Source organism: Aquaspirillum sp. LM1 (assembly GCF_002002905.1).
GTDB lineage: Bacteria > Pseudomonadota > Gammaproteobacteria > Burkholderiales > Aquaspirillaceae > Rivihabitans.
This window is the reverse complement of record NZ_CP019509.1, coordinates 139,032-150,919: the sequence shown is the minus strand read 5'-3', so window position 1 is coordinate 150,919 and position 11,888 is coordinate 139,032. Positions and strand designations below refer to the sequence as shown.

Genomic DNA, 11,888 nt, shown 5'->3' with positions numbered 1-11,888 from the left:
AATCTCGGTTTAATTTTGGTTAAAACAAAACCTTAATTTGCCACAGCGAACTGCCCACCGCGCCCCATCGTGTCATTCCCGCGCAGGCGGGAATCCAGGAGCATCCACAGCGTGCAGCGGGTGCGTACGCTCACCACCGCCCCGCCATGCTAAAGCTTCCAACGGCGCACGCTGTGGTGCGGTCTGGGTTCCCGCCTGCGCGGGAACGACATGTGAGGTGAGACTCATGCCGAAAGCGGTCGAGTCGCCGTCCCGTTGAAATACCCACACGCAGGCGAGCGCGCTGACCTTGGGTATCGGTGCCAATGATCGGTTCATATCAGGGTGAATGACTACTAACCCAGCCCGGTGTCCAGCGCCAGCATCAGCATAAACCCCGCCATCAGCCCCAGCGTGGCGGTGGTTTGATGGCCGTGGCGGTGGGTTTCCGGAATCACCTCGTGCGACACCACAAACAGCATCGCCCCGGCGGCCAGGCCCAGGCCCAGCGGGTAGGCCAGTGCCCAGCCGCTGGACAGGCTCACCCCCAGCAGCGCGCCCAGCGGCTCCATCAGCCCGGTGGCGGCGGCCAGCAGCACGGCGCGGCCCACGGCCATACCGGCGGCGCGCAGGCTGATGGCCACCGCCAGCCCTTCCGGGATGTCCTGCACAGCAATCGCCGTGGTCAGTGGCATGGCCACCTGCCAATCGTTCTGGGCAAAGCCCACGCCAATCGCCATGCCTTCGGGCAGGTTATGCAGGGCAATCGCCCAGACAAACAGCCACACCCGGCCCACCCGCGCATGCCCCGGCCCGCACGGCCCACCATGCGGATGCGCGTGCGGCATGAATTGATCCAGCCCCAGCATCAGCACCACCCCCAGGCTGATGCCGGCACACACCACCAGCGCCGCCAGCCCGCCATGGCCGGTCAGCTCACGCGCAGCGGCCAGGCCGGGCAGAATCAGCGAAAACGCACTGGCCGCCAGCATCATGCCAGCGGCAAAGCCCAGCATGGCGTCCTCGCTGCGCGCCGACACCTGGCGCAAGCCCAGCGCCAGCGCTGCGCCCAATGCCGTGGTCACGGCCCCGGCCAGCCCGCCCAGCAGACCCTCACGCCAGGCCAGCGGCGCGTCGGCGGCAAATAACCGCCACACCCCCTGTGCGCTCAGTGCCAGCATGGCCAACAGCAAGGCCAGCAGACTGGCCGCCAGCCAGGGTTGACGCCGAACAGCCTTGCGCCAGGCCGGCAGCAGGGCCGGTGTTGTACTGTCCGGGCAATCCGCAGTGGGGATCAACGGCGCGGCCATGGCGTCAGGCCATCCCGGCCAGGCGGGCGAGCACGGCCAGCGCGCCGCCCAACACAATCAGGCTGCCGATGCTGAAACGCACGGGGTGCCCATGGGCACGGACGGTGGCGCTGTGAACGAAGGCGGACATGAGGGTTTCTCCTTGGCGAAACACGAACCGTGCTTGAGTTCGTGTTTATAGTGTTGGCCAAGCGCAGTGAAATAACCAATCAATTGTTTTTGCCAGATCAATAGCCTGAATCAATGCCCGCCACGCAGTTGAATCAACACAATCCCGGCGGCAATCAAGCCCAACCCGCACAGGGTGGCCGCATCCAGCGTCTGCCGGTAATACAGCCAGCCAAACGCCGTCACCAGGGCAATGCCCACCCCCGACCACAAGGCGTAGGCCACGCCCAGAGGCAGGGTGCGCAAGGTCAGCGACAGGAAATAAAACGCGGTGCAATAGCCCACCACCACCAGCACCGACGGCCCCAGCCGGGAAAACCCCTCGGTGGCTTTCAGCGCCGAGGTGGCGATCACTTCCGCCACAATCGCCACGCCCAGATACCCCCAATGCGCTTGCATGCTGCACTCCTGAAAACAGCGCTGCCCGCACAGGGGCGGGCAGCGAAAAACCGATCATCATCCACCAAAACGGCCTGGCGAGTCAGACCAGAGGCGCGGTGTCGTGATTGCACGGCGTGGATGCCTCTGGATCCCCGCCTGCGCGGGGATGACGTGGATGAGGGATGTTCATGCAGCAGGGCGGATGTCTGCACACCCACAGCCCGATGCGCCCCACCTCGTCATGCCCGTGCAGCCGGGCCGTCGCTCAGAGTCGCTGACAAAACCCAGCGAAGCGATCCTGGCTAGACGCGCGGCCGCAGACAGTACAAGGAGTACGGCAAGGCCGCGCAACAACGCCAGGAGGGTTTTGTCAGCGACTCTCAGAACGGCACGTCGCCCTGGATGGTGGCGCGATGCATGATGCGGTGGGCCGGGCGGTAGTCGTCGGTGGCATAGTGCTGGGTGACGCGATTGTCCCAGAGTGCCACATCACCGGCCTGCCAGCGCCAGCGGATGGTGAATTCCGGCTTGGCAAAATGCTGGAACAGCAGCGGCAGCAGCGCGTCGCTTTCTTCCTGGCTGAGTTCGTTGATGCGGGTGGTGAAGCCGTCGTTGACGAACAGCGCTTTCTGGCCGGTTTCCGGATGGGTACGGATCACCGGATGATGCACCGGCGGATAGTCGCGGTGGGTTTGTTCCCAGCGCGCCAGGTCTTCCGGGCGGGTGCCGTAGCGTTCCAGCGGAAAGGAATGCACAAAGTCATGGGTGGCGGTCAGGCCGGTGAGCAGGGTTTGCAGCGCTGGCGAGAGTGCGGCAAACGCCGCTGTGCCGCTGGCCCACAGCGTGTCGCCCCCCACTTCCGGCAGCTTGCGCGCCGCCAGCACCGCGCCCAGCGGCGGGGTTTGGGTAAAGGTCACGTCAGTGTGCCAGATGGCGTTGTCGCGCAGATCAAAGGCTTCGGTGTCCAGCACCATGATTTCCGGCGCGTCCGGGTGTTGTGGGTAGATCGGGTGGGTGTGCAGCGGGCCAAAGCGGGCGGCAAAGTCGCGCTGCTGGCGCGGCGACAGGGTTTGCCCACGGAAAAACAGCACCTGGTGTTGCAGCCAGGCAGCGCGCAGTTCAGCAAACTGGGCATCGTCCAGCGGCTGCGACAGGTCGATATCGTGGACTTCCGCGCCCAGCGCCGGGCTCAGTCGGGTGAGTTTCAGGGTCATGCAAAGCTCCTTGCCGCCTGGCGCGCCAGTGGCCAGGCGGGAAAATATCGGTGATCCGGAAAGGTGAAGAAAGGATTCAGTCCTGCTGGCCGTGCCACGGGCACAGCCGCCGTTGCAGCGCGCGCAGGCCCAGCTCCAGCACAAAGGCAATGCCGCCAATCACCGCGATGCCGGCCAGCACCATGTCGGTCACCAGAAACTGCGCGGCAGACTGCACCATGAAGCCCAGCCCCTGGGTGGCGGCCACCAGTTCTGCTGCCACCAGGGTGGACCAGCCAGCGCCCAGGCCAATGCGCAGGCCGGTGAGGATATCGGGCAGGGCGGTGGGCAAAATGACCCGGTACAACACCTGGCGTGGGCTGGCACCCAGCGACTGGGCGGCGCGGATCCGGCTCTGGCTGGCGCGGCTGACGCCATGGGTGGTGGCCATGATGATGGGTGCCAGCATGGCCAGAAAAATCAGCAGCACTTTGGACAGCTCGCCAATCCCGCACCAGATCACGATCAGCGGCAGGTAGGCCAGCGGCGGCACCGGGCGGTAGCCTTCAATCAGCGGGTCGAGCAGGCCGCGCACCAGCGGGCGCGTACCCATCAGCAGGCCCAGCGGAATGCCCAGCACGGTGGCAGCCAGCAGCGCCAGGCCAATCCGGCCCAGGCTGGCGGTCAGGTGTTGCCACAGCGTGGCATCCATGAAGCCCTGGGTGGCGGCCAGATACAGCTTGGCCAGCACCGCCTGCGGCGGCGGCAAAAACAGGCTGGCCACCAGGCCGCTGCTGGCCAGCGCCCACCACAGCAGCAGGCCGCTGCCGGCGCTGATCAGGCCCAGCCACAGCGGGTGACGGGTGAGTTGCCAGCGGGCGGTCGCGGTCAGGCGGGCCGCCGTCGCGGGCAAGGCAGGGTCCAGGGCAGTCATGGGGCAAGCTCCTCGGGAGACAGTCGATGGCGGTACAGCGTGCTCAGCAGCTGTTCACGCAGGGCAATAAACGCCGGGTCGGACTTGATCTGGCGGACCGATTCACCCGCCCGATAGCGCTGGCTGAACGGCGGATGAATCCGTTCGACAATCCGCCCCGGCCCTGGCGACATCAGCACCAGTTCGGTGGCCAGAAACAATGCTTCCTCGATATCGTGGGTAATCAGGAAAATCCGTCGGCCCGTGTGCTGCCACACCTTGAGCAGCAGCGCCTGCATCTGCTCGCGGGTAAACGCATCCAGCGCGCCAAACGGCTCGTCCATCAGCAACACCTGCGATGGGCTGGTCAGCGCCCTGGCGATGCCTACCCGCTGGCGCATGCCGCCGGACAACGCCCAGATTTTTTGTTTGGCCACCGCATCCAGCCCAACCAGCGCCAGCATGTCATCGGCGCGGCGCTGACGCTCGGCGCGGCCCACGCCTTGCAACTGCAGGCCAAACGCCACGTTGTCACGCACATTCAGCCATGGCAGCAGCGCGTCGTGCTGGAACACCACGGCCCGGTCCGCCCCTGGCCCGGTCACCGGCTGACCATCCAGCGTCACCCGGCCCTGACTGGGGGCAATGAATCCGGCCAGCACGTTCAGCAGCGTGGTCTTGCCGCAGCCAGATGGCCCCAGCGCCACGGTCAGCGATGCCTCGCCGAGGCTCAGATTCACCTGCGACAGCGCGGGCTCCGGCTGGCCGGGGTAGAACACACTGACATCCTGGGCAAGCAGGGCGCACATGATCGGGCCTGCTTACTTCAGCGCAGCGTGAACAAAGCGCGACGTCACATACGGGCTGTACGACGACTGCACCTGCTCCACCTTGCCTTGCGCGCGCAGGAATTCAGCGGTTTTGCCCACTGCCTCGGCAAACGGCTTGTCCAGCAATTCGGCCTGGTGCTTGAGTGAGGGATAGGTATTGCCAGACAGCAACAGCGCCACATCCTGCGGCTTGGCACCGGTCAGGCGGGCAATCTTGTCCACATTGGCGCTATTGGCGGCGTAGCCCTTCGGGTCGGCGTTGTACTTGGCGTAGGCGGCACCCGTCACTTTGACAAACTGGGTGAGGAAGTCCGGATGCTTCTCGGCAAAATCCTTGCGCACAATCCACAGGTCGTAAGTGGGCGCGCCCCATTTGCCCACTTGCTCCGAGCTGACCAGCACCTTGCCGCTGGCCTTGGCGGTGCCTAGCGCCGGCTCCCACACATAAGCGGCATCGATGTCGCCACGTTGCCAGGCAGCGGCAATTTCACTCGGGCGCAGGTTGATGATGTTCACCTTGCCGGCGTCAATGCCCCAATGCTTGAGCGCGGCCAGCAGGCTGTAGTGGGTGGTGGAGACAAACGGCACCGCCACTTTTTTGCCGACCAGGTCTTTTGGACTGGTGATATTGCTGCCGTTACGCACCACCAATGCTTCGGAATCGCCAATTTCGGCGGTCACCAGAAAAGTCTGGATCGGCAGGCCACGGCTGGCGGCAGCGGCCAGCGGGCTGGAGCCGATATTGCCAATCGGCACATCGCCGGAAGCCACCGCAGCAATCACTTCGGCACCGCTTTCAAACTTGCGCCAGTTGATCTTGCTGCCGGTGGCGGCCTCGTAGGCACCGTCGGCCTGCGCCACCTTGGACGGGTCAATACCGGTCTGATAGGCCACCGTCACCGGGTCGGCTGCCGAGGCAGTGCCAGCCAGCACGGCCAAGGCCAGATACAAGGATTTCAGGGCAGGATGGGTCATATTTGGCTCCAGCGGGAGTGATGGCAAGGCCCCCACTGTAGCAAGCTGGCTTCAGTACGATTAACAAGTAAAACTGGGTTTGTTATTCATAAATCGTATAAACGGGCGCGTACCCAGTGGATGCAAGCCGTGCCAGGCAGGCGGTGCGGGATGAATGCTGCACAGTCAGGTGAAATGCAGGTGCTTTATCCGACGCACCGTAAAACACCATCCTTCAGGGCGGTGATATAAGGCGCGGATACCGCAGGCGTCCTGTCGTTGAGAAACACCCTTGCGCCGTCTTCAGGTAAATCGGTATCTTGACGCCATGCAACGACTCCAGGCCTTCAAATACGAACTCATGCCGAACGGCGAGCAACAGCGCAACATGCGCCGCTTCGCCGGGGCATGCCGCTTCGTATTCAATCAGGGCTTGGCTTTGCAGAAAGCGCGACACGACCAGGGCGAGAAAAAATTGAGCGCTTTTGCCCTCAATAACCTGCTTCCAGCATGGAAAAATTGCCCGGCAACGCAATGGCTCAAAGACTCGCCATCGCAAACCTTGCAGCAGTCACTCAAGGACCTGGAACGCGCCTACAGCAACTTCTTCGCCAAACGGGCGGCGTTTCCCCGTTTCAAGAAGAAGGGTAAAGGCGACAGCTTCCGCTATCCACAAGGCTGCAAGCTCGATCAGGCGAATAATCGCATCTTCCTGCCGAAACTCGGCTGGCTGCGCTACCGCAACAGCCGCGAGGTATTGGGTGCGATCAAGAACGTCACCGTCAGCCTGCATGCGCAAAAGTGGTTTGTCTCCATCCAGACCGAGCGCGAAGTGGCGCAGTCTGTCCCGCAAGGCGGCATCGTCGGCATTGATCTGGGCATCACCCGCTTTGCCACCTTGAGCGATGGCAGCTTTATCGCCCCAGTCAACAGCTTCAAACAGCACCAGGTCGCGCTGCGCAAGGCGCAGCAGGCGCTAAGCCGGAAAACCCAATTCTCGAACAACTGGAAGAAGGCAAAAGCCCGCGTCCAACAGCTTCATGCCCGCATCGGCAACATCCGCAAAGACTTCCTGCACCAGGCGACGAACGCAATCAGCCAAAACCACGCGATTGTCTGTCTCGAAGACCTGAAGGTGCGGGCGATGTCGAAGTCTGCGGCGGGCGATGCCGACCAGCCGGGCAGGAACGTGCGGGCAAAATCCGGCCTGAACCAGGCGATCCTCGATCAGGGCTGGTTCGAGTTCAGGCGTCAGCTGGATTATAAGCTGGCCTGGCGCGGAGGATTCCTGATTGCGGTGCCAGCACGCAATACCAGCCGCACCTGTCCGTGCTGCGATCATGTGTCTGCGGATAACCGCCAGACGCAGGCGCAATTCCGCTGCGTCGAATGCGGATTCGAGGAAAACGCCGATCTGGTTGGCGCGATCAATGTGCTTCGCCGTGGCGAGGCACTGCTTGAACAAGGGCAGGACAATGCCCAGATAGCCTGTGAAGTGAGCGGCGCAGTCATACCGCCAGCAGCAGGAACCCACCGAGGCGATCTGGCTGCCTAGCGGCCAGACGCGGTAGAAATCCCCGTCCTTTCCGGTTTCAAGACCGGCTCGCGAAGCGAGAGGGCGGGGAGGATGTCAAGATTACGCTCGAACGGGTAAGCAAACGCTTTACCCGAGCCGACGGCGGCGTGTTTACCGCACTGGCTGCCACTGACCTCACCCTCCAGGCCGGTGACATTTTTGGCCTGATTGGCCCGTCTGGCGCGGGCAAATCCACCCTGCTGCGCCTGATCAACCTGCTGGAGCGCCCCGACACCGGCCAGGTGGTGGTGGACGGCCAGATCCTGACTCAACTCTCCGCCCCGGCCCTGCGCCGCGCCCGCCAGAACATCGGCATGATTTCTCAGCAATTCAATCTGCTGGCCAACCGTAGCGTGGCCGACAACGTGGCGTTTCCGCTGGAAATTGCTGGCTGGCCCGCCGCCGAACGGGCGGCACGGGTGGCCGAATGCCTGGCGCTGGTGGGCCTGAGCGATCGTGCCAGCCCCATACCGCCTACGGCAGCAGCCGCTGCAATTGGGTCAGCAGGGCATCACGCAGCTGCTGCAGTTCGGGCAGGCGGGCCAGTGCCTCGGTACCGTGCCCGGTGGCCTTGAGCTGGCACAGTTCGGCTGACACGGCATGCAGTTGATGGTGCAGCAGTTGCAATTGCTCAAACGCCGGCTGCCCGGCGTGATGGACCAGGCCATCGCCGTCCAGCCACTGGCCAAACCGGCACAGCCGGGGGTCAAGCGGCGGCAGGCTCAGGCTGTCGCCGTGCAGGTAGGCGGCAATGGCCTGCACCCAGGCGCGGTGTTCGGCGCTGGCAAACAGCAAGGGTAAGTCGTGGCTGTCGATGGCGCTGAGCCGGCCCCAGGTGGGGTCGGTGCGCCAGGCGCGCGCCCAGCCGGGCAGCTCGCTGGCCGGCATGGGCCGGGCAATGCCAAAGCCCTGCGCCAGCTCGCAGCCCAGTTGCAGCAAAATCGCGCCATGGGCGACGGTTTCCACCCCTTCGGCAATCACCTGACGGCGGAATGCGCCGGCCAGGCCAATCACCCCGTCCAGAATCGCCAGGTCGTCCGGGTCGTCCAGCATATCGCGGACAAAGCTTTGGTCGATTTTCAGCTGGGCCACCGGCAGGCGTTTCAGGTAGGTCAGCGAGGAATAGCCGGTGCCAAAGTCGTCCAGGGCAAAGTTCACCCCGATATCGCGGCAGGCTTCGATCACTTTGGACACACGGTTGAGGTCTTCCAGTGCGCTGGTTTCCAGCACTTCCAGCTCCAAGTCAGACGGGCTGACCTCTGGATGGGCAGCCAGCAGGGCGCGCAGACGCGGGACAAAGTCCGGGTGCTGCAACTGGCGCGCACCGACATTCACGCTAACCGGAATGGCCAGCCCAATAGCCTGCCAGCTGGCCATTTGTCCCAGCGCGGTGTCGATCACCCATTCGCCAATGTCCACTGCCAGCCGGTGTTCTTCAATCATGGGCAAAAACAGCGCCGGCGACAGCAGGCCGTCTTCCGGGTGCTGCCAGCGGATCAGCGCTTCGGCACCAATCACCGCGCCGGTGCGCATATTCACCTTGGGCTGGTAGTACAGCACAAACTCGCCCTCGGCCAGTGCGCGTTCAATCCGCTCCAGGCTTTCGTGGTGACCGCGCACGCTGCGGTCCTGCTCGGCGTCAAAAATATGGTAGCGGTTCTTGCCGGCCAGCTTGGCCTGATACATGGCCTGATCGGCCTGGCGCAGCAATTGGTCGGCGTCGATATCCTCCGGCTGCGGGAAGAAAGTCACCCCCACGCTGGCCGACACCTGCAGCACCAGTTCGCCAATCCGTACCGGCTCGGCGGCAGCGGCCAGCAGCCGGGTGAGCACGCTCACGCTGGCCGCCACATCGGCCAGATCGAGCAGCATGACCACAAATTCATCGCCGCCCAGCCGGGCCAGGGTGTCGCCTTCGCGCAGCGCTTCACGCATATGCCCGGCCACCGCCATCAGCAATTGGTCGCCAGCGTCGTGGCCATGGCGGTCGTTGACTGCCTTGAAGCCATCCAGATCAAGATACGCCACCGCCAGCCGCTGGCCGTCGTGCCGGCGGGTTTGCACCATGGCCTGGTGCATGCGGTCGGCCAGCAGCACCCGGTTGGGCAGCTTGGTCAGCGCGTCGTAATGGGCAATATGCTCCAGCTGGCGCTGGTGGTCCTTGATTTCGGTGATATCCGAAAACAGCGCGACATAGTTGCGGGTCTGTCCAAGCGCATCGCGCACGGCGCTGATGGTGATCAGTTCGGCGTACACCTCGCCGTCCTTGCGCCGGTTCCACACTTCGCCATACCAGTGGCCTTTGTCCAGCAAGGCCCGCCACATTCCCACATAAAACGCCTGGCTTTGCCGGCCCGATGCCAGCATGCGCGGGTTGCGCCCCAGCACTTCGTCGCGGTGGTAGCCGGTAATCCGGCAAAAGGTGTCGTTGACGTCGATGATCACGCCATCGGCGTCGGTGATGGTGATGCCTTCGCGGGCGTGGGTAAACACGCTGGCGGCCAGGTGCAGCTGGGCTTCGGCGCGCACCTGCGCCGAAATATCGCGGGACACCGCCAGCAGCACCACTTGATCGCGGTCCTGCATTGGTGCGGCGTGGGTTTCCTGCCAGCAGCGTCCGCCCTTCAGGCCGATGACTTCAAACTTCATGCGCAGGGTTTCGCCTGCCAGCACGCGCTGATGCATTTCGGCAAAGGCGGTGCGGTATTCCGGGGCAATCCACTCCAGCATCGGCCGCCCGGCCACCTGGGTAAATGAATCTGCCTCGATCATGGTCAGGCCCGCCGGGTTCATTTGCGTCAGCCGGCCCTCGGTGTCGAGAATCTTGATGCATTCCGGCTCGTTTTCGATGATGGCGCGCAAATACGCTTCACGCTCCATCAGCCGGGCTTCAATGTCCTTGCGCGCGCTGATGTCCCAGCAGTAGCCGATATAGCCTAAAAATGTGCCGCCCTCGTCAAAGCGTGGTGTGCCGATATCCACCACCCAGCCGTAGCTGCCATCGGCCCGGCGCAGACGAAATTCCATGTCAAAGGTTTCCCGGGCATCAAAAGCGGCTTGGCAATGACTGGCACAACGCTGCAAATCCTCCGGGTAGATATTGTCCACCCAGCCAAACCCCAGCTCCTGCGACATCGTGCGCCCGGTGTAGTCCAGCCAGCGCTTGCTATACCAGGTGCCGGCATTTTCGGTGTCGCTCATCCAGATCAGCGCCGGGGCCTGGTCGGCCATGTGGCGAAAGCGTCTTTCGCTTTCCTGCAGCGCCTGTTCGCGCTGGCGCAGACTGTCGAGCAAGTGGTTGAAGCCCATCAGCAGCTGGCCGATTTCATCGCGGCGGTCAATTGGCAGCGGCGGCGGGGTGCGCTGGCTGTGTGCCAGCGCCGCCAGCGTGGTCACGGCGCGGGTCATCGGGGCCAGCTGGTGGCGCAGCATCAGCCAGGTCAGCCCGCCGGCCAGCAAGGTGAGCACGGCAGATGCCCACAAGATCGTCTCCTGCATGTCACGGATGGGCGCAAAGGCCTGGGCCATGGGCAAGGCGGCTACCACAAACCAGCCCGCCACCGGAATGCCCTTGGCAGCCGACAGCTCTTCCACCCCTTGGCCATTGGCGGCAATGCCATAGCCTTCGTAGCCGCGAATATAACGGTCGAGCATCGGCGCAACGCCCACGGCAGGCAGCGGCTGCATGATCAGGTTTTTATCGGTGGCGGTGACAAACAGCTTGTGCTGCGGGGCCACCAGCAGGTAGCTGCTTGCCATGTGGTAATGGCGCTTGGTGACTTTTTCCAGAAAATTGGGCAAGCCCAGATTGATGGTGCCGACCAGCACGCCAATCACCTGGCCCTGGCCATTGCGGATGGGGGCCACCAGGCTGAAGATTGGCGCGCGCAGCTTTTTGCCCAGCGCCGGGCGGCCAATCATCGCCCGGCCTTCGCGCAGCGGAATCGCCACCGAATCGCGGTCCAGATAATTGGTGCCAATCCGCCCCACCGACAGCGGCACATCGGCAATGGCCGTGCCGTGAACATCGGTGGCAAATACCCCGCCGTTGAACAGGATGTGCAGCAGCGGGCGCTGCTCCAGCCGGGCCTGGAGCAGACCTGGCCGTGTCAGATACTCTGCAGGCAGTTCGTCGGCAATCGCCGCCAGGGCGTCGAGCCGGTCGGTCAGTTGCTGGTTGATGTCGTCGGCAATCAGCGATGCGGTGGCCAGTTGCTGCTCGCCCAGCTGCCGCTGCATGTCGTCGTGCAAGCCACGGCTGATGTACAGCGCCAGCGACCAGATACTGGCCACAAAAATCAGCAGGGTAAACAGGGTGATCCGGGTCTTGAGCGAGCTCAGCTGAAACAGGTTCAGGTTCATAGGCTTTGAGCGGGGCTGTCCCGCGCAATGGGCAGCCAGACAGGGAGAGAACGACAATTACATCAGCGTGGGCCGATGTGCCAGGGGGGATGCATCTGTAAGGATACCGGATAGCCGCGTGGCCGGCATGCTTGTGCTGCATGCGGCCAGGGAATTGCCTGAGGAACGAGACAAATCAGGAAGCCTGGCAAGGGATGCGTCGCCCCGATGGGTGTGCGCCGT

The 11,888-nt window shown here is 63.7% G+C and carries 10 protein-coding genes; 2 read left to right on the top strand and 8 right to left on the bottom strand.

Annotation, left to right across the window (positions count from 1 at the left end; translation table 11 throughout):
- Positions 1-335: 335 nt before the first annotated feature.
- The 7 genes from BXU06_RS00600 to tauA form a co-directional block, all read right to left on the bottom strand.
- Entirely contained in the window at positions 336-1,289 is a 954-nt protein-coding gene (locus BXU06_RS00600; protein WP_077296023.1) for a ZIP family metal transporter, read from the bottom strand.
- Between the two features lie 4 nt (positions 1,290-1,293).
- Positions 1,294-1,419 carry a hypothetical protein gene (locus BXU06_RS18330; RefSeq protein WP_256364054.1) on the bottom strand — a complete coding sequence of 42 codons (126 nt, stop codon included), beginning with the start codon at positions 1,417-1,419 and terminating at the stop codon, positions 1,294-1,296.
- Positions 1,420-1,529: 110 nt separating this feature from the next.
- Positions 1,530-1,856: a multidrug efflux SMR transporter gene (locus BXU06_RS00595; protein ID WP_077296022.1), complete on the bottom strand. Its 327-nt coding sequence runs from the start codon at positions 1,854-1,856 to the stop codon at positions 1,530-1,532.
- A 362-nt stretch (positions 1,857-2,218) separates the two neighbouring features.
- A complete protein-coding gene (tauD, locus tag BXU06_RS00590; protein WP_077296021.1) occupies positions 2,219-3,052 on the bottom strand; it encodes a taurine dioxygenase in 834 nt (277 codons plus the stop codon).
- A 76-nt stretch (positions 3,053-3,128) separates the two neighbouring features.
- A complete protein-coding gene (gene tauC / locus BXU06_RS00585; RefSeq protein ID WP_077296020.1) occupies positions 3,129-3,965 on the bottom strand; it encodes a taurine ABC transporter permease TauC in 837 nt (278 codons plus the stop codon).
- Positions 3,962-4,753 carry a taurine ABC transporter ATP-binding subunit gene (gene tauB / locus BXU06_RS00580; protein ID WP_077296019.1) on the bottom strand — a complete coding sequence of 264 codons (792 nt, stop codon included), beginning with the start codon at positions 4,751-4,753 and terminating at the stop codon, positions 3,962-3,964. Before tauB ends, tauC begins: the two co-directional genes overlap by 4 nt.
- Before the next feature lie 12 nt (positions 4,754-4,765).
- Complete coding sequence (gene tauA, locus BXU06_RS00575; RefSeq protein ID WP_077296018.1) at positions 4,766-5,749, bottom strand: taurine ABC transporter substrate-binding protein; 984 nt, start codon at positions 5,747-5,749, stop codon at positions 4,766-4,768.
- Between the two features lie 307 nt (positions 5,750-6,056).
- On the opposite strand from tauA, the gene BXU06_RS00570 reads away from it, so the two are divergent.
- Together BXU06_RS00570 and BXU06_RS00565 are read left to right on the top strand one after the other, a co-directional pair.
- Complete coding sequence (locus tag BXU06_RS00570) at positions 6,057-7,283, top strand: RNA-guided endonuclease TnpB family protein (RefSeq protein ID WP_077296017.1); 1,227 nt, start codon at positions 6,057-6,059, stop codon at positions 7,281-7,283.
- Between the two features lie 128 nt (positions 7,284-7,411).
- Complete coding sequence (locus tag BXU06_RS00565) at positions 7,412-7,879, top strand: ATP-binding cassette domain-containing protein (protein WP_374754320.1); 468 nt, start codon at positions 7,412-7,414, stop codon at positions 7,877-7,879.
- On the opposite strand, the gene BXU06_RS00560 is transcribed toward BXU06_RS00565, so the two are convergent.
- Entirely contained in the window at positions 7,779-11,666 is a 3,888-nt protein-coding gene (locus BXU06_RS00560; RefSeq protein ID WP_077296015.1) for an EAL domain-containing protein, read from the bottom strand. The genes BXU06_RS00565 and BXU06_RS00560 overlap by 101 nt on opposite strands.
- Between the last annotated feature and the right edge of the window lie 222 nt (positions 11,667-11,888).